We start from the raw sequence: 25,709 nt of genomic DNA on the forward strand, positions 1-25,709 counted from the left end.
CAATCGGCAGGCGGCAGAGAATGTACAGTAAAGCACCAACCGGCGAAACCGGAACGCCCCGCAGGCGGGCGCACAATGGACGAGAGCCCCACGCAAGGGAGCGTCCCTGAAATCCACCCCCCGAACACGAGGGATCGGAACACACATGACCGATACGGCGTCGAGCAGCTCAAAATCCGCCACTGCCTCCGAAAAAGCCGACAAGACCGCGCCTGCCGGGAACGAGCCCGCGAAACAGGCCGCCGAAACCGCCGCCCCGTCGGCCACCAGGTCCACCGCCAAGACCACCAAAAGCGCCAAATCCGCCAATGCGGGAAAGAGCGCTCCGAAGAAGAAGGCGGCCGCGGCCGGCAAGAAATCTACCGCGAAGGCCGCCGCCAGGCCGGAAAAGAAGGCCGCGAAGAAGGCGGAGCAGCCCGTAAAGCCGGAAGCCAAATCCGGGCAGAGCAAGGCCGGCAGCGACAAGCCCGGCGCGGACAAGGCGGCGTCGGGCAAGGCGGCTCCGGGCAAGGACGAGCCGAAATCGGCCAATCGCTCCTTCCAGGACTATCCGATGCCGGATATGGCCGAAATGGCCATCAACCTCATTCAGGCCGCGACCTATGGCCAGAAGGCCGCCCGCCTGCTGATGAAGAACGAGGAGACCTCCGATTTCGGCGGCGCCCTCTCCGACCTTCGCCGCGTGGGCGAAACCCTGATGGAGGTCGCCTCCGGCTATATGCGCGACCCCTTCAAGCTGGTCGAGGCGCAGGCCGCCCTCTGGGAAGGCTATTTCAACCTCGCCAACGCCATGACGCGGCGGATGATGGGCGAACCCGTGGCGCCGCTGGCCGAGCCCGCCCGCTCGGACAAGCGCTTCCGCGACCCCGACTGGCAGGAGAACCTCGTCTTCGACGTGATGAAGCAGGCCTATCTGCTGACCGCGAAATGGCTCGTCGACCAGGTGGAACAGACCGACGGGCTGGACCGGCACACGCGCCAGAAGGCCGACTTCTATATGCGCCAGCTCTCCAACGCGATCTCGCCGTCGAACTTCCCCATCACCAATCCGGAAATCCTGCGCACGACGCTGGCCACCAATGCCGAAAACCTCGCCAAGGGCATGAAGCATCTTTTCGAGGATGTGGACCGGGGGCATGGCAAGCTGCAAATCCAGCAGACGGATATGTCGGCCTTCGAGCTCGGCAAGAACATCGCGCTGACGCCAGGCAAGGTCGTCTACCAGAACGAGCTGATGCAGCTCATCCAGTACGAGCCGACGACGGAAACCGTGCACAGGACGCCGCTGCTCATCTTCCCGCCCTGGATCAACAAATATTACATCCTCGACCTGACGCCGCAGAAATCGCTCATCAAATATTGCGTCGACAACGGATACACCGTCTTCGTCGCAAGCTGGGTGAACCCGGATGCGCGCCTCGCCATGAAGACCTTCGAGGACTACATGTATGAAGGCGTCTATGCCGCGCTCGACGCGGTGGAACAGGCGACCGGCGAAAACGAAGTCAACACGGTCGGCTATTGCATCGGCGGCACGCTGCTCGCCTCCTCGCTCGCCCATATGGCGGCCAAGGGCGACAAGCGCATCAAGTCGGCGACCTTCCTCGTCGCGCAGGTGGACTTTTCCGAAGCGGGCGATCTGCAGGTCTTCATCGACGAGGACCAGATTTCCGAAATCGAAAAGGAGATGAAGCAGAAAGGCGGCTATCTGAAGGGGTCGACCATGGCCAACACCTTCAACATGCTGCGCTCCAACGACCTGATCTGGAACTACGTCGTCAACAACTACATGCTGGGCCGCGAACCCATGCCCTTCGACATTCTCTACTGGAATGCCGATGCGACGCGGCTGCCCGCCGCCATGCATGTGTTCTATATGCGGCAATGCTATCTGGAGAACCGCCTCTCCAGGGGCGAAATGGTGCTGGGCGGCGAGAAGCTCGATCTCACGAAGATCAGCATACCGACTTATCTGCAGTCGAGCCGCGAAGACCACATCTCGCCCTTCAACTCCGTCTACAAGGCGACGAAGCTCTTTTCCGGGCCGATGCGCTTCATCGTGGCGGGCTCCGGCCATATCGCGGGCGTCATCAACCCGCCGCTGGCGAACAAATATTATTATCTCACCAATGAGGAGTTCCCGGAGTCGCCCTATGTGTGGGCCGACACCGCCGAACAGCATCCCGGCTCCTGGTGGCCGGACTGGGTGGAATGGCTCGACGAGAAATCCGGCGACATGATCCCCGCCCGCGCACCGGGCGACGGCAAGCTCGACGTGATCGAAGAAGCGCCGGGGTCTTACGTGACGGTGAAGTCGGAGGATTGAGGCGTCGCCGTCATTGCGAGGCGCAGAGCGACGAAGCAATCCAGCGCTGAGGTTGCCGCTTCTGGATTGCTTCGCTGCGCTCGCAATGACGAAAGAATGTCGTCCCGGCACTTGTTGCCGGGACCCACTCGCAATAGTCGCCTGCCGAAAGGCCAATGGGTCCCGGCTTTCGCCGGGATGACATTGTTAGCACTTCGCCCGCAGCACATACATGAACGGGAGCGACGGCTTGCCGGGCGGCATGGCGTAGAGGCCGTCTTCCGTCTTCACCATGCTCTCCCAACTCTCGAGGATGTTGCGGTCGAGTTCGCGCAGTTCCATGATCGTGAGCCCGGCGTGGATGAGCGCGGTGACGACCTCGCCCAGCGGATGGTTCCACTGCACGCTGGAGGCATCGGACTCGCTTTCATGCCCGCCCGCATAGGTGACGGCCCCGCCCTCGCGAAAGCCCTCGGGCGGCGTGAAATAGGAATAGCGCAGCCGCGTGCCGTCGCCCGCCTCGTCCAGCATCCATTCGACCGGATGGAACTCGAAGAGATAAAGCTCGCCGCCGGGCTTCAGGAGATCGCGCACGACGCGCGCCCAGCGGTCCATATCCGGCAGCCAGGGCAGCGCGCCGACGCCGGTGTAAACGATGTCGTAGGTCTCGCCGAGGGCTGACGGCGCGTCATAGACATCCGCCGTGACGAAGCGCGCTTCGAGCCCGGTTTCAGCCGCAAGCGCCCGCGCCGCCGCCATCGCCGCGCCCGAAAAGTCGAGCCCCGTGACCTGCGCCCCGAGCCGCGCCCAGGACAGCGTGTCGAGACCGAAATGGCACTGGAGATGGACGAGCGATCTCCCTCGAACATCGCCCAGATCTTCGACCTCGTGTTTTTGCAGCGAGAGCGCGCCCGCGCGAAAGGCCTCGACATCGTAAACCGGCGATTTGAGATGGCCCGGCAGCGTCGCGTCCCACATCGCCCGGTTCTGCTCGCGCCAATCCTCACCCTGCCCGCCCTTGTCCTGCCTTGGCATGCCATCCTCCCCTGAAAAGCAAAGCCGGCCAGATTGAGTGGTTTCGACGGATTGCGCCATAAAATTATGCGTCATCCCGGCGAAAGCCGGGACCCATTGGCTTTTCGGCAAGTGGCTGTCGCGAGTGGATCCCGGCTTTCGCCGGGATGACACCCTTATGAGGTTTCCGCAAAGCGTTTTCCCAAAAAGCAGGCTCCGAATCGCGGCCCGCTCGGGCTAGGGTCCCCCCTGCTGCCATCCCGCGGCGTCAGGAGTTTCGATTGTCCGCCAGCGTCACTTTCCTCGTCCTTTTCGCCGCCCTGCTGCATGCCTGCTGGAACGCCATGGTGAAGTCCACCGGCGACCGGCTGGTGATGATGGCCTGGATCGCGGGCGCGACCAGCGTCATCGCGCTGCCGCTCGCCTTTTTCGTGGACCCGCCGTCATGGGAGGTCCTGCAAATCCTTGGACCCGCCGTCTGCATCCACACGGCTTATATGCTGCTGCTGAGACGGGCCTATGAGCATGGCGATTTCGGGCAGGTCTATCCGCTGGCGCGCGGGCTCGCCCCCGCTATCGTGACCATGGCGGGCCTTGCCATGGGCGAGACGCTGGCCCCGCACGCCATGCTGGCCATCGGCCTCATCATCGCAGGGATCGTGAGCCTGGCCTGGCGGCGGCGGCCCGACGGGGACGCCGAGCCGCGCGACCTGCGCGGCATCACCTATGCGCTCGGCACCGGGCTTGCCATTGCGAGCTATTCCGTGCTCGACGGCGTGGGCGGACGCACCGCCGCGACGCCGCAGGCCTATACGGTCTGGCTCTTCCTGCTGCACGGCTTTCCCATCGCGCTCATCGCGCTTTACCGGCGCGGACCGGCAAAGCTGTTCGCCTCGCGCAATGTGGCGCTGGCGGGCATCGGCGGCGCGGCGATGTCCATGCTCGCCTATGGGATCGTGATCTGGGCGATGAAATCCGCCCCGCTGGGGCCCGTCTCGGCCTTGCGCGAAACCAGCGTCGTCTTCGCCGCGCTGATTTCAGGCCTGGTGCTGAAGGAAGGCCTCGGCCCTCGCGCCCTCATCGCCGCCTGCGTCGTGGCGGCGGGGGTCGTGCTGCTGAGGGTGTGAGACCGGCAACCTCCGTTCCGGCCTGCCATAGGGAAGGAAGGGGGAATTCGGTCGGAGAAAGTTTTCAGCACAAGGCTGTCATCCCGGCGAAGGCCGGGACCCACTCGCTTCTCCAGTTTGCCGAAGTGCCAATGGATCCCGGGAACAAGTCCCGGGATGACATTTGTTGTTTGGGTCAGGCGGAACAAAAAAACCGGTGTCGTCCCGGCACTTGTTGCCGGGACCCAATCAACTTTTCCGATTTGCCGAGACGCCAATGGGTCCCGGCTTTCGCCGGGATGACACAGATGTGGTGCCGCTCTTCCTAGAGATCGACGCCCAGTCCCTCTTCCGCGCCGATCATGATGTTGAGGCACTGCACGGCCTGTCCGGAAGCGCCCTTGCCGAGATTGTCGAGCAGCGCCACGAGGCGGGCCTGCTGCGTCGCCTCGTTGCCGAAGACGAAGAGCTTCAGCCGGTTGGTGCCGTTGAGACCTTCCGGGTCGAGACCCTTCATGGCGTCGGTTTCCGCCGCGCTCGCCACGCTGACGAACTGCCGGCCCTCGAAATGCGTCGCCAGCACATCGCGCAGCGCATCGGGCGTCGGCGCGCCGTCGAGCGCCCAGAGCTGCAGCGGTACGTCTACAATCATGCCCTGCGCATAACGGCCCACGGCGGGCGCGAAAAGCGGCGGATGGGCAAGGCCGCCATAGGCCTGCATTTCCGGCACATGCTTGTGCGCCAGCGTGAGCGCATAGGTCCGGTAATTGTCTTTGGTGAAGTTGGAGGCGGTTTCGTCCTCGAACTCCGCGATCATGCCCTTGCCGCCGCCGGAATAGCCCGACACGGCATTGACGGTAAGCGGCCAGCCCGACGGCACGAGCCCGGCATCCACCAGCGGGCGGACGAGCGCGATCATGCCGGTCGGATAACAGCCGGGATTGGTGACGCGCATCGCGCCGGAAATCTGCTGCTTCTGCGAGGGCGTCATCTCCGGGAAACCGTAGGTCCAGCCATCGGCCACCCGATGCGCGGTGGAGGCGTCGATCACCCGGGTCCGGTCATTGTCGATGAGCGCGACGGCTTCGCGCGCGGCATCGTCCGGCAGGCAGAGAACAACCACATCGGCCTCGTTGAGCGCCTCGCGACGGGCGGCGGCGTCCTTGCGCTTCTCCTCGCCGAGCGAGATGAAGTCGAGATCGGTGCGCGTGGCGAGCCGCGACTTGATCTGAAGACCCGTCGTGCCGACTTCGCCGTCGATGAAAATTCTGGTCGCCATGTTTCCAGCTCCTGTCCGAGAGCGAGGGGATATATGGAACGGGGAGAGACCGCAAGACACCGCGGAAAGGCGATGTGCCCGGCTAGCCCGCCGCCGCCGGCTTGCGGCGGGGCTTTTTCGGCGGTTTCGCAGGCGTCTCGCCCTCTTCCACGCCCAGAACCTGGCGCAGCAGATCGGCGAGATCCGCGATATCCGCCGCGATCCGGTCGTCCGCGCGGGAGGCGGAGGCATAGAAGATGCCGTCCAGCGTCAGGCTGACCTGCCTTGCGGTGCGCTTCACATCCACCTTGCGGAAATGGCCCTGCCGGATGCCGCGCCGGATCGCCTTTTCCAGCACCGCCTGCTCGCGGGCATAGAATTCGCCGATCATCTGCCCGATCTCGTCATGCCGGTCGCCGGAGACGGAATAATCCGCCATCAGCTTCACCATCCTGAGAAGCGTCGGCGCCATCTCGACATTGGCGTCGAGCCAGGCCCCGATCTCGCCGAGCGGATCGTCGCCCGGCGCTTTGGTGCGCGCCGAATAGGCCTCCAGAAAGCCGCCGATCGCATGGGCGAGCGTGGAGCGGACCAGATGATCCTTGTCGTCGAAATAGTGATAGATGAGCGCGACATTCATCCCGCAGCCGCGCGCGATATCGCGCACCGTGACGGTGGTGTAGTGCCGCTCGGCAAAGAGCCTGAGCGCCCCTTCCAGGATCAGCTCCTTGCGCTCCGCCGGGTCCAGCCGTTTTCTCGTCTGTTTGCCGCTCATCTTCCGTGTCCGATCGTCGGGCTCTTCAGGGGCCGGCGCACAAGCTAGTGACACCCGCCCCTCATTGCAAAATTTCCTTACGGCGCATCGGGGCTTTCATGCCTACAACAAAATCCTTGCCAGCCACTATTAAACAAGCGCTTAATAGCGGCGTCACCCGTTCGTTTCGTATCCGCCTGCGCGCGCGCCGCGCCCGGGCGGCAGAGTTTCAAGGATCTGCAATGACCGACAAGCGTTTTCACCTCTCCTGGTTCATGAACTTCACGCCGGACGAATGGCGCGAGCCCTTCGGCAATGGCGGCATGCCCTGGGACGGCGAGTTCTATATCGAGATGGCGAAGATGCTGGAGCGGGCCTGCTTCGACTACATCATGATCGAGGACAAGCTCATGGTGCCGGAGATTTATGGCGGCAGCCGCGACCTGGCGCTGAGGGCCGCGATGATCGCGCCCAAGCACGACCCCGCCCCGCTGGCCGTCGCCATGGGCATGGCCACGCAACATCTCGGCGTCATCGCCACCATGTCCACCATGGCCTACCCGCCCTTCATGCTGGCGCGGCTTTCTTCCACCATCGACAGCCTGACCAAAGGCCGCTTCGGCTGGAACATCGTGACGAGCGCGGAAGACCTCGCCGCGCAGAATTTCAGCATGGACGTGCTTCCACCGCGCGAGCAACGCTATGCGATGGCCGACGAATATATGGAAGTCGTGCACAAGCTTTTCGAAAGCTGGGACCCCGACGCGGTGGTGCTGGACCGCGAGAACGGCATCTATGCCGATCCGTCCAAGGTCCGCACCATCGACCACAAGGGCGAGTTCTTCAGCGTGCGCGGGCCGCTCAATACCGTGCCCTCGCCGCAGCGAAAGCCCGTCTTCGTGCAGGCCGGCGCCTCGCCGCGCGGCCGCGATTTCGCCGCGACCCATGCGGATTCGATCATCTCGGTCGCCAATGGCATCGACGGCATGAAGGCCTTCCGCGACGACATTCGCGCGCGCGCCGAAAAGCTCGGCCGTAATCCGGACGATATCAAGGTGCTTTTCTGCATCACGCCGACGCTGGCCGATACGGAAAAGGAAGCGCGCGAGAAATACGAGCGCGTGATGATGTCGGACAATTTCGTCACCGACATTCTGATTTCCATGTCGGGCATCACCGAAATCGACTTCGCGCAATTCGACCTCGACAAGCCGCTGCCGGAAAAGCTGGAGACGAACGGCGAGTCCGGCACGCTCGACAAGTTCCAGCAATGGGGCAGCGGCAAAACCTTGCGCGAACTCGCCGCCGACAGCGGCGGCGGCATGGTGTCGTCCATGGAACTGATCGGCACGCCCGACCAGGTGGCCGAGCGCATGGGCGAGGCGATGGCGGAAGTGGGCGGAGACGGCTTTCTCGTGACGACGCCGACGCTGCGCGTCAGCCGCCGCTATGTGGTGGAAGTAACCGACGGCCTCGTCCCCGCGCTGCAAAAGCGCGGCCTGATGCGCACCGAGTACAAGCACAAGCTGCTGCGGGACAATCTGCGGGAGTTTTGAGCCCTGCCATTATTGTCATCCCGGCCTTGTGCCGGGATCCAGGGCGTCAGACTCAGTGCTTGCGGCCCCTGGGCCCCGGGACAAGCCCGGGGTGACATCAAAATAGAGACGGCATTCCGAACAAACAAAAAAGGGCGCCCCGGCAATCCGGGGCGCCCTGATTTCGTGTCCTTCGGAACGCTTAGCGCTTCGAGAACTGGAAGCTGCGGCGCGCCTTGCGCTTGCCGTACTTCTTGCGTTCCACGACGCGCGGGTCGCGGGTGAGGAAGCCTTCGGCCTTCAGCGCCGGGCGGAGCGCCGGCTCGTAATAGGTCAGCGCGCGGGAAATACCGTGACGCAGCGCACCGGCCTGACCGGACAGACCGCCGCCCACCACCGTGCAGGTGATGTCGAACTGGTCTTCGCGCTGAGCGGTCTCGATCGGCTGCTTCAGGATCATGCGCAGCACCGGACGCGCGAAATAGCGGTCCAGTTCCTTGCCGTTGATCGTGATCTTGCCGGAGCCGGGCTTCAGCCAGACGCGGGCGACCGCGTCCTTGCGGCGGCCCGTGGCATAGGCGCGGCCGAACTTGTCGAGCTTCGGCTCGGCGGGCGCGGCGGTTTCTTCCGCGGCCGGCGCCGACGCATCGGAAGGCGTGCCTTCCATCGCGTCCTTCAGGTCTTCAAGGCTGTGTGTGTCGGACATCAGGCAGTCCTCGCGTTCTTGCGGTTCAGGGCAGCGAAATCGACCGTTTCCGGCTTCTGCGCCTCATGCGGATGCTCCGCACCGCCATAAACATGGAGATTGGAAAGCTGCTTGCGACCAAGCGGACCGCGCGGAACCATGCGCTGGACAGCGAGTTCAAGCGCGCGCTCGGGATGCGCGCCTTCCAGGATGCGCTTGGGAGAGGTCTCCTTGATACCGCCCGGATAGCCCGTGTGACGGTAATAGCGCTTGTCGTCATACTTCCGGCCCGAGAACACGACCTTGTCGGCGTTCACGATGATGACATTGTCGCCGCAATCGATATGGGGCGTGTAGGTCGGCTTGTGCTTGCCACGCAGCCGGTTCGCAACGAACGAGGCAAGACGCCCCACCACGACGCCTTCGGCGTCGATCACGATCCACTTCTTCTCGACCTCGGCGGGCTTCGCGGAATAGGTCTTCATGCGAATTTTCCCTGTCGGCTGGTCGCCGGCCCTGAAAGCCCGCTCAAGCCTTGGATGGAGAACAATGAAAAGGAGGCCGGAAAAAGGAGATTCCGGCCTCGATTGGCGCTGGATTTACGGGAGGGAACGCTCGCTGTCAACAGCAAAGCGCCGACAGAGGTCCAGAAAAACGGCTTTAAAACAGCAACTTATCTTTGCGGTATCTAAATACCTCAAAAATCGTCGACCTCGCGGCCCGCATCCCTGCCCCGGCCGCCCCGGCGCGACAGCCGCGACAGGCTGAGAACGAGCGCCAGCGCCACGCAGACCGCCGCCACCATGAGCGCTTCGCGCGCCGCGCCCTCGCCCGAAATGCGGAAAATCACCGCCGCGAAAGCCGCGCCCGTGGTCTGGCCGAGCAGACGCGCCATGCCCAGCGTGCCGCTCGCCCCGCCCGTACGCTCGGCCGGCGCGGCATTGATGAGGGTGCGGTTGTTCGGCGTCTGGAAGAAGGCAAAGCCGAGCCCGGCAAAGAACATGCGCCAGATAATGTCGAAATAGCCGGGATCGGCGGGCATCAGCCACAGCGACAGCACGGAGGCCAGCAGCACGACGAGCCCCGCCGAGCCGAGATAGCCGGGATGGGCGCGGTCCGTCATCCGCCCCACGATCTGCGCGCAAAGCAGCAGCGCCACCGGCCAGGGCGTCATCAGAAGGCCGGTATCGAGCTCGGAAAAGCCCAGCACGTTCTGGAAATAGAAAGGCAGCGAAATGAAGATCATGAGCTGCGCGATAAAACTCGTCACCGAGGCCGCGACCGACAGGCTGAAAATCGGCAGCTTCAGCAGATCGACCGGGAAGAGCGGCGCGTGGCGGCCGAGCTGACGGCGGACGAGAAGGAAGCCCGCCAGCCCCGCCCCGGCAAAGGCGGCCAGCGGCACGACGAGATTTTCCACCCCATGGCCGAGCTGCTCGATGCCGACGATGAGCAGTGCGAAGGTCGCCGCGTTGAGAACCGCGCTCGGCAGGTCGAAGCGGTGCCGCCCCTGCCGGGAAAGAGGCAGATAGCGCGACAGCCAGAGCGCCAGCAGGCTGAAGGGAATATTGATGAGGAAAAGCCAGTGCCAGGAGGTGAAGGAGAGGATGGCGGCGGCCAGCGTCGGCCCCGCCGCCGCGGCGACGGCCACCACCTGCGCATTGATGGCGATGCCGCGCCCCAGCTGCGCGCGCGGATAGATGAAGCGCACCAGCGCGGTATTGACGCTCATGATCGCCGCCGCGCCCAGCCCCTGCAACAGGCGCGCGGCGACCAGCGCCCAGAGGCTGTCGACCGAGGCGCAGACCAGCGAGGCCACACCGAAAACGGCGAGCCCGAAACGGTAGATATGGCGATAGCCGTAAATGTCGCCCAGCGAGGAAAAAGCCAGCAGCGACACCAGCACGATGAACTGATAGGCGTTCACCACCCAGACCGAATCCGCTGCCGTGACGTTGAAATCGCGCGCAATGGTGGGCAGCGCGATGTTCACGATCGCCCCGTCGAGCACGGCCATGGTGACGCCGGCGGCGACCGTGGCAATGGCGAAATAGCGCTGGGGATTGGGAAGGCCGTCCTCCGGCACTCCCTTGAAGGGCTTGAACATGCAGGGTCACTTGAAGCGCCCGCCGGGCGTGGCCGCCGGACGCAATGGAAATGGCTTTACGTAACGGTATAGCCCTGTTCCCGCCGCTTTGCGAGAGCCCCGCCCTCAATTCGCCCCGGACAAGGGTTCCTGTACTCCGTCATTGCGAGCGTCAGCGAAGCAATCCAGTGCGGCACGGCAGAGACTGGATTGCTTCGTCGCGTGGTTCCTCGCAATGACGATCCGGAGAACGAAATCCCTCCCCCGTCCTGCCCGGCGCTCACCGGTTCGGCGGAATGGAATAGGTCGTGGTCACATGCGCGACGGGGCCGTCCTGGCCTTCCTGCTCGATGGAGACCTCGCCCACGGCGAGGCGGCGGCCGAGCTTCAAGAGCCGCGCATCGGCATAGACGTCCGCCGGATCGGGCTTCCTGAGGAAATTGATGTTGAGGTTCGTCGTGACGGCGAGTTCCACCGGGCCGATATGAGCGAGCACCACGGCATACATGGCATAATCCGCCAGCGCCATGAGCGACGGCCCGGAGAGCGTGCCGCCGGGCCTCAGATTGCGGTCATGGAACGGCAGATGCAGCCGCGTCGTGCCGGGGCCGATGGACACGATCTCGCTGCGCGCGCCCTCTTCGCGGATCTGGGGGAACACCTTGTCCAGAAACGCTTCCAGCTCCGCCACGCTCATCACCGGCTTCATCTCGCTCACCGGGCCCTCCCTCGTTTCAATTCTTGTTGGCCGCTTTTACCCCATCGGCGCCTGAGGTAAAAATGCCGCCCCAACCGGATGGAGGAGCCCCGATGACGACGCTGACCACGGACCGCCTCATTCTCCGGCCCTGGACCGAGGCGGATTTCGAGCCCTTCGCCGCCATGTCCGCCGACCCGGCGGTGATGGAATATTTCCCCGCCACGCTCAGCCGCGCGGAAAGCGACGCGGTGGCGGAAAGGCTCAAATCGCTGATCGAGGAAAACGGGATCGGCTTCTGGGCGCTGGAGGTGCCGGGCGAGGCGCCTTTCATCGGCTTTGCCGGCATCCAGAACGTGACGTTCGAGGCCCCCTTCACGCCCGCCCCGCCCGCGAGCGCGGTGGAAATCGGCTGGCGGCTGGCCCGCGCGCATTGGGGCAAGGGCTATGCGAGCGAGGCCGCCCGGGCGGCGCTCGCCTATGGCTTTGGCGAACTGGGGCTCTCCGAAATCGTCTCCTTCACGGCGGAAGGCAATTTACGCTCCCAAGCCGTGATGGAGCGGATCGGCATGACGCGGGATGCTGGCGGCGATTTCGACCATCCGAACCTGGCCGAGGGTCATCCGCTGAGGCGGCATGTGCTTTATCGGATTTCTCCCGGGCGATAGCCAAAACCAGTGCCGTCATCCTGGCGAAAGCCGGGACCCACTCGCTCTTCCGTCGATTAAAGACCTCATCCTGAGGAGGGCCGTTAGGCCCGTCTCGAAGGATGGCGCCCACCCGGGCCTCGCCCTTCGAGACGCGGCTTCGCCGCTCCTCAGGGTGAGGAACGAAGGTAACGATGAGGGGAAGGTTCAATGAATCCCGGAGGTCCCGGCTTTCGCCGGGATGACACTCTTTTTTGTGACTAGCCACACCACCTGACACCCCCTCCCCGTCCCGCTATGCTGCTCCAAAACAAAAGGGAGAGCGCCATGAGCCAGCCTGCCGAACAATCGGTCCCTGCCGAGCCTGTCCTGCTGCGCGCGGATGAAGGCGGCGTCGCCACGCTGACGCTGAACCGCCCGAAACAGCGGAACAGCCTGTCCGGCGCGCTGATGGAGGCGCTGACGGCGGAACTGCACCGGATCGCCGAAGACGGCACGGTGAAGGCCGTGGTGCTGGCGGCGAACGGGCCGGGCTTTTGCGCCGGACACGACCTCAAGGAACTCACCCAGGCCCGGCAGGCGGAAGACCGGGGGCGCGCCTTTTTCGAGAAGACGATGAAGCAATGCTCGACGCTGATGCAGAGCGTGATGCGCAGCCCCAAGCCGGTGATCGCGCGCGTGCACGGGATCGCAACGGCGGCGGGCTGCCAGCTCGTCGCGAGCTGCGATCTCGCCGTGGCGGCGGAGGAAGCGAAATTCGCCACGCCCGGCGTCAATATCGGGCTCTTCTGTTCGACGCCCATGGTCGCCCTGTCGCGGAATGTGACGCGCAAACATGCGATGGAAATGCTGCTGACGGGCGAGATGATCCCCGCCGCGCGCGCCGCCGAGATGGGGCTCGTGAACAAGGTCGTGACGGCGGACGAACTCGACGCGGCGGTGCATCACTTTGCCGACATCATTGCGTCGAAATCGGGCCTCACTGTCTCCATCGGCAAAGAGGCCTTCTATCACCAGCTCGAAATGGGCGTCGGCGATGCTTACGACTATGCAAGCGAGGTGATGGTGCGCAATATGCTCGCCCGCGACGCGGAGGAAGGTATCGGCGCCTTCATCGAAAAACGCGAACCGAAATGGGAAGATCGTTAGACATGGCAAGCGAACCCGAAACCATCGAGAAGATCCTGCGCAACGCGAAAGTGATTGCGCTGGTGGGCGCGAGCAACAAGCCCGAGCGCGACAGCAACAAGGTGATGGCCTTCCTGCAGTCGAAGGGCTATCGCGTGATCCCGGTGAACCCCGGCCTTGCCGGTCAGGAGATCAACGGCGAGACGGTCGCCGGGTCGCTGGCCGACATCAAGGAACCCGTGGACATGGTGGATATCTTCCGCAATTCCGAAGCGGCGGGCGGCGTCACCGACGAAGCGATCGCCATTGGCGCCAGCGCCGTCTGGATGCAGCTCGGCGTGGTAAACGAGGATGCGGCCAAGCGCGCCGAGGCCGCGGGCCTCGACGTGGTGATGGACCACTGCCCGAAGATAGAGATTCCGAAATTGGGGTTGTGACCCCACATATGTCACCCCGGGGCTTGTCCCGGGGTCCAGGGCTTCGAGCACAGAGTCCGTTGCCCCTGGATCCCGGCACAAGGCCGGGATGACAGCCCAAGAAGAAGACAAGACCAGCCAAGACAGGACAGGAAAATGAGCGACCAGGCTTTCAACACGCTTGCCATTCACGCCGGTGCGCAGCCGGACCCGACCACGGGCGCGCGCGCGACGCCGATCTACCAGACGACCTCGTTTGCGTTCGAGGATGTCGACCACGCGGCGAACCTGTTCGGACTGCAGGCCTTCGGCAACATCTATACGCGCATCACCAACCCGACGACGGCGGTGCTGGAAGAGCGCGTGGCAGCGCTGGAAGGCGGCACGGCGGCACTGGGCGTGGCGTCCGGTCACGCGGCGCAGCTCCTCGTCTTCCACACCATGCTGGAGCCGGGCGATCATTTCGTGGCGGCCAAGCAGCTCTATGGCGGCTCCATCAACCAGTTCGGCCATGCCTTCAAGAAGTTCGGCTGGGAAGTCGACTGGGTGGACGTGTCCGACCCGGAAAATGTGAAGGCCGCCATCGGCAAGAAGACCAAGGCCGTCTTCATCGAAAGCCTCGCCAATCCCGGCGGCGTGGTGACGGACATCAAGGCGATTGCCGACATTGCGCATAATGCCGGCATTCCGCTCGTCGTCGACAACACGCTGGCCTCGCCCTATCTGTGCAACCCGCTGGCGCATGGCGCGGACATCGTCGTGCATTCCATGACGAAGTTCCTCGGCGGGCACGGCAACTCCATGGGCGGCGTGATCGTGGACGGCGGCGGCTTCGACTGGTCGAAGGACGGCAAATACCCGACGCTCTCCGAACCGTGCGAGAGCTATCACGGCATGAAGCTGCATGAGACCTTCGGCAATATCGCCTTCGCCATCGCCTGCCGCGTGCTGGGCCTGCGCGATCTCGGCCCCGCCATCTCGCCCTTCAATGCCTTCATGATCCTGACCGGCATCGAAACGCTGCCGCTCCGGATGCAGCGCCATTGCGACAATGCGCTGGAAGTGGCGACCTTCCTGAAGAACCACCCCAAGGTGAGCTGGGTCTCCTATGCGGGCCTGCCCGACGACCCGCATCACGCATTGATGAAGAAATACTCGCCCAAGGGCGCGGGCGCGGTCTTCACCTTCGGCGTCGAAGGCGGATACGACGCAGGCGTGAAGCTGGTGAATTCGGTGAAACTGCTGAGCCATCTCGCCAATGTCGGCGACACGCGCAGCCTCATCATCCACCCGGCCTCGACCACGCATCGTCAGTTGTCGGAAGATCAGCAAAAGGCGGCGGGCGCGGGGCCCGACGTAGTGCGGCTTTCGGTCGGCATCGAGGATGCGAAAGACATCATCGCCGACCTGGAGCAGGCGCTGGCCTGATCAAACAAAGGGTGTCGTCCCGGCATTTATTGCCGGGACCCACTCACCTCTCGGAAAGCCTGGGCACCGCGATTGGATCCCGGGAACAAGTCCCGGGATGACACTGCGGAATATTGTTCAGCCTGTCGCCACGCCCAGCCTTGCCGAGGGCGTCAGCCGGTGGGCGTGCCAGACGGCGGCGGCGAGCAGGATGACGGCGCCGCCCTGATGCGCCGCGCCCATGGGGATCGGCACCACCATGACCAGCGTCGCGATGCCGAGCGCCGCCTGCCCCAGCAGGGCGGCCAGCAGGCAGTTGGCCGACAGCATGGCCTCGCGCACGCCGCTGGCGCGGACGCGCCACCAGTGCCAGCCGGTGAGGATCACCAGCGCATAGGCGACCATGCGGTGCTGATACTGCACGGTGAGCAGGTTCTCGAAGAAGTTGGACCACCAGGGCTGAAGATGGAAAAGCCCCTCGGGCGCGAAGAAGGCGCCCTGAATGAGCGGCCATGTGTTGTGGATGAAGCCCGCCCGCGTGCCCGCCACGAAAGCGCCCAGCACGATCTGAAAGAAGAATGCCGCGATCAGCCAGCGCGCGGCGGTGGACAGCCCTTGCCCCGCCTCCGGCGCGCGGGACACCGCCTCGCGGCTGCTGCGCCACAGGCTGAGCCCCGTCCAGAATATGTAGGCGAAGAGGATGAGCGCCAGCGTCAGATGCGCGGCGAGACGGTATTGGCTCACCTCGGTGCGATGCACGAGGCCGCTCTTCACCATCCACCAGCCGAGCGCGCCCTGCAGGCCGCCCAGCACGAACAGAATGGCGAGCCTCGGCACCAGGGCGCGCTCGACCTTTTTCGTGGCGACGAACCAGAGGAACGGAATAAGGAAGGCAAAGCCGATGAGGCGACCGAGCAGCCGATGGGCCCATTCCCACCAATAGATCTGCTTGAATTCCGACAGCGACATGCCCTTGTTGAGCGCGGCATATTGGGGGATCTGCTTGTAGAGATCGAATTCGCGCTGCCAGTCGGTCTGGCTCAGCGGCGGGAGCGCGCCCGTCACCGGCTTCCATTCGGTGATGGAGAGCCCCGACTCGGTGAGCCGGGTCAGCCCGCCGACGACCACCATCACGAAGATGAGCGCGGCCACGCCGAAGAGCCAGACGGCGATCCGGCGGTTGGCCTCGGGCTTGGCGCCCAGATGGGACGAGGATGCGGTGTCGATGCTCTGTACGGTCATGCCGCTGATTTAGCGCGCCCGCCGCGAAAAGCCTAGCCCGTGAAAGGTCGCACCGGCTCTTTCGGGCCTGAAATTTCGGTCATGAAGGCGGGGTCGAGGCGCGCGGCGCGGGGGCCTTTGCTCGTCTCTTTTCGCGATCCGGGCTTTGCCCCGCGGGCGAGAATGTCCTATCAGGTGGCATTCCCAATGGAGACGGACATGCGCCTCAATATCCGCACAAGGAAGCTGATCGGCACCATCGTGCTTCTGGTCTTCCTGACGCTTTACGCTTTTCTGGTGATGACCATCGCGGTCAGCCACCTGCCGGAAAACGGCTTCATCGAATTCGTCTACTACCTGACGGCGGGCGTCATCTGGGCGTTTCCGATGAAATATCTGATCGTCTGGATGGTCCGGCCCGACCCCGAAGAGGAATAGGCCGACATCCGATCGCATCAGCCGGCGATTACATCAGCCGGCCGGTCTTCAGATAGTTGAAGAACAGGATCGCGACGAAAAACAGGACGATGGGAAGGATATTGGCCATCGATAAACTCCGGCGGATGGAAAGCTGAACGAAGCGCCCGGTCGAATGCTCGGGTCCCGGCGCCGATTGGGCCGCAATGTGCCCCAGCTTCGCGCAAAAGAAAAGGGCCGCTCCGGCGAAATACCGGGCGGCCCTTCATCTTCACAGAATGGTCGGAGCGGCGGGATTCGAACCCACGACCCCTTGTCCCCCAGACAAGTGCGCTACCGGGCTGCGCTACGCTCCGTCGGCTGTGAAGGCGCGGACTATAGACGCGCCCTTTCGGCTCGGCAACCGCAGAAAACGGTGCATCCGCCCTTAATTTTCGTCTTCTTCCTCTTCCCAGAGCGTCTCGTCGATCTCTTCCTTCAGGGAGACCAGATCGTCGAGGATTCGCAAGAGCCGGCGGCGTCCGGAGGTGCCGATGGAATCGCCCGCGGCCTGGACGTCTTCCTCGTCTCCGTCATGGTCGGATCGCTGTACCGCCTCGCGAGCAAGCTCTGCGAGCGAGGCGTCGGCCGTGCCCCGGCCCGTCTCTGAAACGAATTTCGCGCCCTGCTCGCGAAAGACCTTCTGCACGCCCTTGATGGTGTAGCCGTCATTGTAGAGAAGCGTGCGCACGCCGCGCAGAAGGTCCACGTCTTCGGGGCGGTAGTAGCGCCGCCCGCCGCCGCGCTTCAGCGGACGGATATGACTGAACTTGCTTTCCCAGAAACGCAGCACATGCTGCGGCACATCGAGTTCGGCAGCGACTTCGCTGATTGTCCGAAAGGCTTCAGGCGATTTTTGTGCAGTAGAATGAGGCACTTGCCGACCGTCCTCAATCCGGTTTCCGACCACAGATTTTACCATATTCTACGCGAAGCCGGCGGGAGCGCCGGCACTTGCGAGCCTCAATCCGCCGCCGCGGCCTTGCTGCTCAACGCATCGTTGATGCGCTCCTTCAGGACATGGCTCGGACGGAACACGAGAACGCGCCGGGGTTTGATCGGCACTTCCTCGCCCGTTTTCGGGTTACGGCCCATACGGCCGCCCTTCTGCCGGACGGAAAACGACCCGAAGGACGACAGCTTCACCGTGTCGCCGCCGGCCAGACAGTCCGAAATTTCCTGCAATACCCGCTCGACCAGATCCGCCGACTCGTTCCGCGACAAGCCGACTTCCTGATAAACCGCTTCGCTCAGATGAGCGCGCGTGATCGTATCCCCCATCGCCGCACCTCTGTCATTTCGTTTCCAAGCGTAGGGCTAGCCCAGAAACCCGTCAATATCAATGAATTGGCCGATTTTTCTAATCGCCCGTTTCATGGATGGCCGCGATTATGTCCTGCGCCGGTTCAATAGCGCAGCATAAGCGATCCCCAGGTGAACCCACCGCCCATCGCTTCGAGCAGAACGAGATCGCCCCGCTTGATTCGACCGTCCCGGAGCGCCGCGTCGAAGGCGAGCGGCACGGACGCCGCGGAGGTATTGCCGTGCTCGGCCACCGTCATCACCACCTTTTCCGGCGGCAGGCCGATCCGCTTGGCCGTGCTGTCCAGGATACGCTTGTTGGCCTGATGCGGCACGAACCAGTCGATATCGTCCACGCCGAGCCCCGTCGCCTCGAGCGACTCGGTGATGGCCTCGGCGATATTCACTACCGCATGGCGGAAGACCTCTCGGCCTTCCATCCGGACATGACCGACCGTGCCGGTGGAGGACGGGCCGCCATCGACATAGAGCTTTTCCTTCAGCCGCCCGTCGGAATGGAGATGCGCGGTGAGGATGCCCCGGTCGGCATTCGTCCCCTCGCCCTCGCCCGCCTTGACGATCATGGCGCCGGCCCCGTCGCCGAACAGCACGCAGGTCGTGCGGTCGGTCCAGTCCAGCAGCCGGGAAAAGGTCTCCGCGCCGATGACCAGCGCCGTTTTCGACTGGCCTGCGCGGATGAAGGTATCGGCGATGGTGAGCGCATAGACGAAGCCGGAGCAGACCGCCTGCACGTCGAACGCCGCGCCGTGCTCCAGCCCGAGGGCCGCCTGCACCGTGGTCGCCGTCGCCGGGAAGGTGTTGTCCGGCGTCGTCGTCGCCATGATGATCGTGTCGATCTCCTGGACGTCGATGCCCGCATCGGCGATCGCCGCCCGGGCCGCGTGAAGCGCGAGGTCGGAGGTAAGTTCCCCCTCCGCCGCGATATGCCGGCTCTTGATGCCGGTCCGCTCGGTGATCCAATCGTCGGTGGTGTCGACGACCTTTGCCAGATCGTCATTCGTCATGATCCGTTCCGGCAGATAACTGCCGGCACCGGCCACGATACTTCTTACTGATGTCACGGCAGAGCTGCCTCGGATTCTTGAGTGTCCTGTTTACCGCCATTGCGGCCGCTCGCGAGCTGTTCCAGCCCGTCCAGATGACCGAGATCGGTCACGATCTTGTTCAGCAGGTCCGCCGCCGCCACATCGACGGCCACGTCGATGGCCGCGGCGAAGCCCAGCGCGTCCGTGCCGCCATGGCTCTTCACCACCAGCCCGTTCAGGCCGAGAAAGAGACCGCCATTATTGGCGCGCGGATCGAGCCGTGTGGAGAGCGCCTTGAACGCGCCCTGCGCAAAGAAATAGCCGATCTTCGCCAGCAGCGACCGCGAGATGGCCGCGCGCAAATATTCGGAAATCTGCCGCGCCGTGCCTTCCGCCGTCTTGAGGGCGATATTGCCGGTGAAACCGTCTGTCACCACGACATCGACCGTGCCCTTGCCCAGATCGTCGCCCTCGACGAAGCCCTTGAAGACGATGGGAAGCGCGCTCTCGCGCAGCATCTGCGCGGCGGCCTTCACCTGCTCGGTACCCTTCACTTCCTCCTCGCCGATATTGAGAAGGCCGACGGTGGGCTTGTCGACATTGAAGATGACGCGGGCATAGGCCTCGCCCATCGCCGCGAACTGCACGAGCTGCATCGCATCCGGGCCGATGGTGGCGCCCACATCCAGCACCACGCTCTCGCCGCGCGTGGTCGGCCAGAGCGCGGAAATGGCCGGGCGCTCCACATGGGGCAGCGTCTTCAGGATGAACATGGACATGGCCATCAGCGCGCCGGTATTGCCGGCGGAGACGACGGCCTGCGCCTGCCCCTCCTTCACCGCGTCGATGGCCTGCCACATGCTGGAGACCTTGCGGCCGCGCCGGAGCGCCTGGCTCGGCTTGTCGTCCATGGAAATGGAGACGTCGCAGTGATGAACCTCGCTGACCGAGGCGACGCGCGGGAAGCGCTCCATCACCGCGTTCAGCTTCTCTTCGTCGCCATAGACGAGGAAGCGCACATCGGGATGCCGGACCGACGCGATGTCGATGCCGCCGATCACGGTTTCGGGACCGTAATCGCCGCCCATCCCGTCCACGGAAATCGTAAGTCCTCGCGTCATTCCAGCCCCTCCTGATACGGCTCAATGCCCCGGCTTCGAGGCCAAACGGGGTCAAACGGGCGAATCGAACCGGGAAGGGTCCCGCCGACCAGACTCGCGCGCCCCGAACATACAGCCATCATACCCCGATACAACACCCAACAAACAGAGCCGGTACGGCACCGCCATGGTATGCGACTAGTCGTTTTTCTTGAGTTTTTCCAATATGGCGAAGGGATTTTCACGCTCTTCCCCAGCGTCGGCCTCTTCCGGCGGCGCTTCCTCGGCGGGCCCTTCGAAGGCCGCGCCGGGCTTGCGGGGATAAGGCTCCATGGCCAGCGAGAGCTGCTCGGCCACCGCCTCGCCATAGTCCACCCTGTCGCCGTTCAGAAACGGCTCGGGCGGCTCCACCGCTTCCGGGTCGATGAGAATTTCCTTCTCCTCGGCCCCCGAAAAGCGCGCATCCCGCTCGATCTGCTCGTCGGGCAGGTAATGCAGGGTGAATTCCTCGGAAATCTCTTCCGTCATCGGCTCCAGCGTCACGACGCATTCGCGCGCCAGCGCGGCTTCATAGGCGCATTCCAGGGTCAGACCCGTCTTGCGCCAGGGCCGCAGCCGCGCCACGCCGGAAAGCCGCGAAATACCGGGGATCGCGAAGCGGCGGGCCAGCGCCGCGCATTCGGCCTCATCGGCCTCGAAGGGGATGGAGACGCCCTTGGGCGGCACCTCATGGGCGGAGACCAGACGGCGAAACTCCGGCTTCCTGCCCTTGTCGTTCACGGGATCGCTCAAAAGCTGCTCCTCAGGCCGAGATTTCATGCGCCGCGGGCTCACCGATGCCCAGAGCGGCGCGCGTGGCGGCCACGTCTTCGGCGGCGGGCGGCGCGGGAAAGCGGATTTCGCCGCCGGTAAGCCCGGCTTCGGGCTGTGCCGTCAGCGCCGAGGCGGCCCGGACCGCATAGGCCGCCATCAGGGCAAGCTGCGCCGCATCGACGGCCGCATCGCCGTAGATATTGCGCCGAATCGCCTCGCGCAAGGCGTCCCGATCGCCCGCCAGCCCCGCCTCATAGGCCGAAATCCGGCCGTAAAAGGAGGATGCGAGCTTCTTGACCTTCTTGCCGACGCTGAGATCGCCCACGCCCATTTCGCGCATGGTCTGGTCCAGATCGTCGAAAAACACGTCGAAAAAGCGCTGCCCGAGGGCCTTGGCGCCGTCGCCGCCCTGTTTCAGGCGGTGCATGGCCAGAAAGGCGTGGAGCGCGACCATCTCGAAACGGCTTTCCACGGTATCGGGAACGCCCGCATGACGATAGAATTCCGCGCGGCGCGCCTGTTCGCTTACCGCCCGGTAGAGCCGGAAGGCGGCGTCATCGTTTTGGGGACGGCGAAACAATTTGTTCCATATCATTCGGTAATCTCCTGCCCGACCCGCCGGGCACCGCGAACTCGGCCTGACATGCCGATTGAATTTAGTAGCCGACAAGGGTAGGTCAACGCATGAAGCAGATGTGTCGAGGAGGCAATCACGCCATGAAGTCCGCTCACCCGCGCCGTAAGTTCAAGGCCGTCCTGGCCGCAGCCCTGATCGCGACCAGCGCCTCGCTGACGGTTGCCTGCTCCCCCGTCGTGGAAGAGCGCGGCTACATCTTCGACGCGAAAGACCTGGAACAGGTCCATGCCGGCGACAGCCGCGAACAGGTGAAACGGCTCCTCGGCACGCCCTCGACCGTTTCCACCGTCAGCGGCGAAGCCTGGTACTACATCTCCAGCACGTTCGAAACCTACGCCTTTTACGCGCCCGAAGAGGTCGACCGCAAGGTCGCAGCCGTCTATTTCGACAAGTCCGGCATCGTGGATGATGTCGCCTATTACGGACTGGAAGACGGCAATGTGATCAATTTCGCCGACCGCAAGACGCCGACGCGCGGCAAGGAGATGACGGTTCTCGAACAGCTCTTCTCCAATATCGGCCGCTACAACAATGCGGGCGCCAACCAGCCGCAACCCGGCAACTGATCGCGCGGCGGGCCGCGCAGGCCCGCAACGCTCAACGGCAACGGTCAGGCGAATTTCAGCCTGACATAGCCCGCGCCTGTGCGCAGATGCCGACGCAGGACGTCCTTCATCGCGTTCGTCCAGGGCGTGATGAGCACGGTGACGCCGATCACGCCGAGAAAGACGGCGAGCTTTTGCGGCGTGGAATGCGCGTCGTAAAGCCCGAGCGCGGCAACGCAGACGAAAATCGGGAAGTGGAAAAGATAGATCGGGAAGGTCGCATCGCCCGCCTTCCGGGCCAGCGTCCTGAGACGTTCCGGCACGCGCAGCCGCGGACCGAGCGCATCCAGCGCCCAGAAAATCAGGGCGAAAGCGGCAAGCGCCGCGATGGACGGCAGCACGAGCGAGACCGACACGCGCGCCGGGTCCACATGCAGCGCGCCGAAAAAGACCTCGATGACATGCCGGATCGTCTCGGCGAAGCCGTTGAGATCGATGGCGGCGAGCGCCATCACCGCGACGGCGAGCGCGGCCACCGCGGCGCGAATGACGGTGCCGACCCTGCGCTCCTTGCGGCTGTAGACATCGTATAGCGCCGCCCCGCCGACCCAGACCGCCAGCATGAAGAGAATGTTCGGCCCCAGCAGCAGCGCCGTCAGCCCGAGCAGCACATAGCGGCGCGACAGATAAAGGCCGTACATCAGATAGAAGGCGGCCTCGTAACCGAGCGACCAGAAGGGCGAATTGGAAAACGGATAGATGCTGTAGCCCCAGATCTGCCCGAAGAACCCGGCATTGGCCGCGAGGCGGAACAGCGGGCGATCGGTCTCCCCGCCCCAATGGCTCATATAATAATCGGGCGCGGCATATCGCGAGACAGCATCGAGAACGATCGTGGCGAGAAGCGCGGGCAGCACCACCGACCACAAACGCGACAGGCGGTCGACATAATAGCGGGTCTCGTCGAAATTATTCCCGTCCGGATAGACCATCCTGATCGTGTAACCGCTCAGCACGAAAAACCCGCCAACGGCGGCAACGCCGAAGATCGTGAGATCCGGCCAGTCCTGCTGGAAATAGCTCTGGGTCCAGTGCGCGCCCGCGACGGCGAGCGCGAGAAACGCCCGCGACACGTCGAGAAGCACGGAAATGGAATCGGGAATGTTTCTGCCCTTCGCCGTATCGCCCCGCCCGTTCATCTGCCCCATCCCGAATTGATACGAAACGCCTGCCGGACAGATGCCTGTCCGAAAGCTGGACAGCCCGACCGGCCCTTTGCGCCGTTTTTGCGTCCGCCGTCCTTATGCGGTGTTCGCGTTTCAAGTCGCGGGCCATTCCCCGCGGGGGGCATATCGTCGAGCGGGGCAAAGCAAAAGGCCCCGGCGTTTCCGCCGGGGCCTTCCGTTTTTCGATATCCGACGCCTAGTGCGCCAGGATCGCCAGCAGCAGCAGCGCCACGATGTTCGTGATCTTGATCATCGGGTTCACCGCCGGGCCGGCCGTATCCTTGTAGGGATCGCCGACCGTATCGCCGGTCACGGCCGCCTTGTGGGCTTCCGAGCCCTTGCCGCCGTAATTGCCGTCTTCGATGTACTTCTTGGCGTTATCCCAGGCACCGCCGCCGGCGGTCATGGAAAGCGCCACGAAGAGGCCGGTGATGATGACGCCGAGCAGCATCGCACCGACCGCGGAGAAGGCCGCCGACTTGTCGGCGATCTGCGCGATGACGAAATACAGCACGACCGGCGACAGCACCGGCAGCAGCGAGGGAACCACCATCTCCTTGATGGCCGCCTTGGTGAGCATGTCCACCGCGCGGGCATAATCGGGCTTGGAGGTGCCCTGCATGATGCCCGGATCCGCCTTGAACTGACGGCGCACTTCTTCCACCACGGCGCCGCCTGCGCGGCCCACGGCCATCATGCCCATCGAGCCGAAGAGGTAAGGCAGAAGACCGCCGATGAAGAGACCGATCACCACATAGGGGTTGGAGAGCGAGAAGTCCGCCACCACGCCCGCGAAATACGGGTAATCGGCCGGATTGGCCGCGAAGAAGGTCAGATCCTGCGTATAGGCTGCAAACAGCACCAGCGCGCCGAGACCGGCCGAGCCGATGGCATAGCCCTTGGTCACCGCCTTGGTGGTGTTGCCGACCGCGTCGAGCGCATCCGTCGTCTTGCGGACGTCCTCAGGCAGTTCGGCCATTTCCGCGATGCCGCCCGCATTGTCCGTCACCGGACCGAAAGCGTCGAGCGCGACCACCATGCCCGCCAGCGCCAGCATGGTCGTCACCGCGATGGCGATACCGAAGAGGCCGGCGAGGTTGAAGGCGATCAGAATGCCGATCACGATGATGATCGCGGGCAGCGCCGTCGCTTCCATCGAAACCGCGAGGCCCTGGATGACGTTGGTGCCGTGCCCCGTTTCCGAAGCGGCGGCAATGCTCTTCACCGGGCGGAAGTTCACGCCGGTGTAGTATTCCGTCACCCAGATGATGAAGCCCGTCACCGCCAGACCGACAATGCCGCAAATGTAAAGCGTCATGCCCGTGAAGGAGAAGGTCCCGAAGGAATAGGCCGTCTCGAGGCCGACCACCCAGTCGGTGACGAAATAGAGCGCGATCAGCGACAGCACCGCCGAGGCGATGAAGCCCTTGTAGAGCGCGCCCATGATGTTCTGGCTCTTGCCGAGGCGCACGAAGAAGGTGCCGATGATGGAGGTGACGATGCAGGCCGCGCCGATGGCGAGCGGATAGGTCATCATCGCCGTTTCGGCCATGCCGCTGAAGAAGATCGAGGCCAGCACCATGGTCGCAACCACGGTCACCGCATAGGTCTCGAAAAGGTCGGCGGCCATGCCCGCGCAGTCGCCGACATTGTCGCCGACATTATCGGCGATGGTGGCCGGGTTGCGCGGATCGTCTTCCGGGATACCCGCTTCGACCTTGCCGACGAGGTCGCCGCCGACATCCGCACCCTTGGTGAAGATACCGCCGCCGAGACGGGCGAAGATGGAGATGAGCGAGGCGCCGAAGCCGAGCGCCACCATGGCGTCGATCACTTCGCGGTCGCCGGGGTTCAGGCCCAGCCCGAAAGTGAGCACCGTGAAATAGACGGCCACGGCGAGCAGCGCGAGACCGGCAACGAGCATGCCCGTCACCGCGCCGGAGCGGAAGGCGATCGCAAGACCGGCGGCAAGGCTGGTCGCGGAAGCCTGCGTCGTGCGCACATTGGCGCGCACCGACACCAGCATGCCGATATAGCCCGCAAGACCCGACAGCGCGGCGCCGATGACGAAGCCGATGCCGACGCGAAGGCCGAGAAGATAGGAAACGATGATGAAAATGGCGAAACCGGCAATCGCAATCGTCGTGTACTGACGATTGAGATAGGCGGCGGCGCCTTCCTGGATCGCACTCGCAATTTCTTGCATGCGTTCATTGCCCGCGTCCGCTGCCAGCACGGAGCGGATCGCCCACATGCCATAGAGGATCGCGAGCACGCCGCAAGCAATGATAGCCCACATTGTGCTCATTCTCTCTGTCCTTAATT

25 protein-coding genes and 1 tRNA gene are annotated in these 25,709 nt (G+C 64.0%); 9 read left to right on the forward strand and 17 right to left on the reverse strand.

Annotation, left to right across the window (positions count from 1 at the left end):
• Nucleotides 1-145: 145 nt before the first annotated feature.
• Nucleotides 146-2,326, forward strand: a complete 2,181-nt coding sequence (gene phaC / locus FHS78_RS00935) for a class I poly(R)-hydroxyalkanoic acid synthase (RefSeq protein ID WP_205305144.1) — start codon at nt 146-148, stop codon at nt 2,324-2,326.
• A gap of 186 nt (nt 2,327-2,512) precedes the next feature.
• Here the strand turns inward: phaC and FHS78_RS00940 are convergent, their stop codons facing one another.
• Complete coding sequence (locus tag FHS78_RS00940) at nt 2,513-3,340, reverse strand: class I SAM-dependent methyltransferase (protein WP_167089348.1); 828 nt, start codon at nt 3,338-3,340, stop codon at nt 2,513-2,515.
• A 260-nt stretch (nt 3,341-3,600) separates the two neighbouring features.
• Here FHS78_RS00940 and FHS78_RS00945 point away from each other — a divergent pair, with 260 nt between their 5' ends.
• Nucleotides 3,601-4,446 (forward strand): EamA family transporter, encoded by an 846-nt coding sequence (locus FHS78_RS00945; RefSeq protein ID WP_167089350.1) that lies wholly within the window; start codon nt 3,601-3,603, stop codon nt 4,444-4,446.
• 304 nt (nt 4,447-4,750) lie between these two features.
• Here the strand turns inward: FHS78_RS00945 and argC are convergent, their stop codons facing one another.
• Together argC and FHS78_RS00955 are read right to left on the reverse strand one after the other, a co-directional pair.
• Nucleotides 4,751-5,704 (reverse strand): N-acetyl-gamma-glutamyl-phosphate reductase, encoded by a 954-nt coding sequence (argC, locus tag FHS78_RS00950; RefSeq protein WP_167089352.1) that lies wholly within the window; start codon nt 5,702-5,704, stop codon nt 4,751-4,753.
• 82 nt (nt 5,705-5,786) lie between these two features.
• Nucleotides 5,787-6,458 carry a TetR/AcrR family transcriptional regulator gene (locus FHS78_RS00955; protein ID WP_167089354.1) on the reverse strand — a complete coding sequence of 224 codons (672 nt, stop codon included), beginning with the start codon at nt 6,456-6,458 and terminating at the stop codon, nt 5,787-5,789.
• Between the two features lie 221 nt (nt 6,459-6,679).
• On the opposite strand from FHS78_RS00955, the gene FHS78_RS00960 reads away from it, so the two are divergent.
• Nucleotides 6,680-7,993, forward strand: a complete 1,314-nt coding sequence (locus FHS78_RS00960; protein ID WP_167089356.1) for an NtaA/DmoA family FMN-dependent monooxygenase — start codon at nt 6,680-6,682, stop codon at nt 7,991-7,993.
• A 181-nt stretch (nt 7,994-8,174) separates the two neighbouring features.
• Here the strand turns inward: FHS78_RS00960 and rpsI are convergent, their stop codons facing one another.
• From rpsI to FHS78_RS00980, 4 genes are all read right to left on the reverse strand, one after another.
• A complete protein-coding gene (gene rpsI / locus FHS78_RS00965) occupies nt 8,175-8,678 on the reverse strand; it encodes a 30S ribosomal protein S9 (protein WP_167089358.1) in 504 nt (167 codons plus the stop codon).
• On the reverse strand, nt 8,678-9,142 hold the full coding sequence (gene rplM / locus FHS78_RS00970) for a 50S ribosomal protein L13 (protein ID WP_167089360.1): 465 nt from the start codon (nt 9,140-9,142) through the stop codon (nt 8,678-8,680). Before rplM ends, rpsI begins: the two co-directional genes overlap by 1 nt.
• A gap of 212 nt (nt 9,143-9,354) precedes the next feature.
• On the reverse strand, nt 9,355-10,764 hold the full coding sequence (locus FHS78_RS00975) for an MFS transporter (RefSeq protein WP_167089362.1): 1,410 nt from the start codon (nt 10,762-10,764) through the stop codon (nt 9,355-9,357).
• Between the two features lie 259 nt (nt 10,765-11,023).
• A complete protein-coding gene (locus tag FHS78_RS00980; protein WP_167089942.1) occupies nt 11,024-11,452 on the reverse strand; it encodes a PaaI family thioesterase in 429 nt (142 codons plus the stop codon).
• Nucleotides 11,453-11,553: 101 nt separating this feature from the next.
• Here FHS78_RS00980 and FHS78_RS00985 point away from each other — a divergent pair, with 101 nt between their 5' ends.
• The 4 genes from FHS78_RS00985 to FHS78_RS01000 all read left to right on the forward strand — a co-directional run bounded on the left by FHS78_RS00985 (nt 11,554) and on the right by FHS78_RS01000 (nt 15,059).
• Nucleotides 11,554-12,108, forward strand: a complete 555-nt coding sequence (locus FHS78_RS00985; protein WP_167089364.1) for a GNAT family N-acetyltransferase — start codon at nt 11,554-11,556, stop codon at nt 12,106-12,108.
• A 306-nt stretch (nt 12,109-12,414) separates the two neighbouring features.
• Nucleotides 12,415-13,236: an enoyl-CoA hydratase gene (locus FHS78_RS00990; RefSeq protein ID WP_167089367.1), complete on the forward strand. Its 822-nt coding sequence runs from the start codon at nt 12,415-12,417 to the stop codon at nt 13,234-13,236.
• A 2-nt stretch (nt 13,237-13,238) separates the two neighbouring features.
• Nucleotides 13,239-13,652 carry a CoA-binding protein gene (locus FHS78_RS00995; RefSeq protein ID WP_167089370.1) on the forward strand — a complete coding sequence of 138 codons (414 nt, stop codon included), beginning with the start codon at nt 13,239-13,241 and terminating at the stop codon, nt 13,650-13,652.
• Nucleotides 13,653-13,787: 135 nt separating this feature from the next.
• Nucleotides 13,788-15,059, forward strand: a complete 1,272-nt coding sequence (locus FHS78_RS01000) for an O-acetylhomoserine aminocarboxypropyltransferase (RefSeq protein WP_167089373.1) — start codon at nt 13,788-13,790, stop codon at nt 15,057-15,059.
• A 117-nt stretch (nt 15,060-15,176) separates the two neighbouring features.
• Here the strand turns inward: FHS78_RS01000 and FHS78_RS01005 are convergent, their stop codons facing one another.
• A complete protein-coding gene (locus tag FHS78_RS01005; RefSeq protein WP_167089375.1) occupies nt 15,177-16,280 on the reverse strand; it encodes a COX15/CtaA family protein in 1,104 nt (367 codons plus the stop codon).
• A 198-nt stretch (nt 16,281-16,478) separates the two neighbouring features.
• Here FHS78_RS01005 and FHS78_RS01010 point away from each other — a divergent pair, with 198 nt between their 5' ends.
• Nucleotides 16,479-16,697 carry a DUF2842 domain-containing protein gene (locus tag FHS78_RS01010; protein ID WP_167089378.1) on the forward strand — a complete coding sequence of 73 codons (219 nt, stop codon included), beginning with the start codon at nt 16,479-16,481 and terminating at the stop codon, nt 16,695-16,697.
• 258 nt (nt 16,698-16,955) lie between these two features.
• On the opposite strand, the gene FHS78_RS01015 is transcribed toward FHS78_RS01010, so the two are convergent.
• The 7 genes from FHS78_RS01015 to FHS78_RS01045 form a co-directional block, all read right to left on the reverse strand.
• A tRNA-Pro gene (locus FHS78_RS01015) sits at nt 16,956-17,032 on the reverse strand.
• Nucleotides 17,033-17,103: 71 nt separating this feature from the next.
• Nucleotides 17,104-17,592, reverse strand: a complete 489-nt coding sequence (locus tag FHS78_RS01020; protein WP_343041912.1) for a MerR family transcriptional regulator — start codon at nt 17,590-17,592, stop codon at nt 17,104-17,106.
• A gap of 86 nt (nt 17,593-17,678) precedes the next feature.
• On the reverse strand, nt 17,679-17,996 hold the full coding sequence (locus FHS78_RS01025; RefSeq protein WP_167089382.1) for an integration host factor subunit alpha: 318 nt from the start codon (nt 17,994-17,996) through the stop codon (nt 17,679-17,681).
• Nucleotides 17,997-18,121: 125 nt separating this feature from the next.
• Nucleotides 18,122-19,099 carry a beta-ketoacyl-ACP synthase 3 gene (locus FHS78_RS01030; protein ID WP_167089384.1) on the reverse strand — a complete coding sequence of 326 codons (978 nt, stop codon included), beginning with the start codon at nt 19,097-19,099 and terminating at the stop codon, nt 18,122-18,124.
• Nucleotides 19,096-20,184 carry a phosphate acyltransferase PlsX gene (plsX, locus tag FHS78_RS01035; RefSeq protein WP_167089386.1) on the reverse strand — a complete coding sequence of 363 codons (1,089 nt, stop codon included), beginning with the start codon at nt 20,182-20,184 and terminating at the stop codon, nt 19,096-19,098. The genes FHS78_RS01030 and plsX overlap by 4 nt, the downstream gene beginning before the upstream one ends.
• 177 nt (nt 20,185-20,361) lie before the next feature.
• Entirely contained in the window at nt 20,362-20,982 is a 621-nt protein-coding gene (locus FHS78_RS01040; protein ID WP_167089388.1) for a YceD family protein, read from the reverse strand.
• The gene (locus FHS78_RS01045; protein ID WP_167089390.1) at nt 20,966-21,571 is read right to left on the reverse strand and encodes a ubiquinol-cytochrome C chaperone family protein; all 606 of its coding nucleotides are present in this window, start codon (nt 21,569-21,571) and stop codon (nt 20,966-20,968) included. Before FHS78_RS01045 ends, FHS78_RS01040 begins: the two co-directional genes overlap by 17 nt.
• A gap of 122 nt (nt 21,572-21,693) precedes the next feature.
• On the opposite strand from FHS78_RS01045, the gene FHS78_RS01050 reads away from it, so the two are divergent.
• Nucleotides 21,694-22,179, forward strand: coding sequence for an outer membrane protein assembly factor BamE (locus FHS78_RS01050; RefSeq protein WP_167089393.1), 486 nt, complete (start codon nt 21,694-21,696; stop codon nt 22,177-22,179).
• Between the two features lie 44 nt (nt 22,180-22,223).
• Here FHS78_RS01050 and FHS78_RS01055 read toward each other — a convergent pair whose 3' ends face one another.
• Nucleotides 22,224-23,357: an acyltransferase family protein gene (locus tag FHS78_RS01055; RefSeq protein WP_167089395.1), complete on the reverse strand. Its 1,134-nt coding sequence runs from the start codon at nt 23,355-23,357 to the stop codon at nt 22,224-22,226.
• 223 nt (nt 23,358-23,580) lie between these two features.
• Entirely contained in the window at nt 23,581-25,692 is a 2,112-nt protein-coding gene (locus FHS78_RS01060; RefSeq protein ID WP_167089397.1) for a sodium-translocating pyrophosphatase, read from the reverse strand.
• Nucleotides 25,693-25,709: the final 17 nt, after the last annotated feature.

The sequence above is a fragment of the Parvibaculum indicum genome, assembly GCF_011762095.1.
GTDB lineage: Bacteria > Pseudomonadota > Alphaproteobacteria > Parvibaculales > Parvibaculaceae > Parvibaculum > Parvibaculum indicum.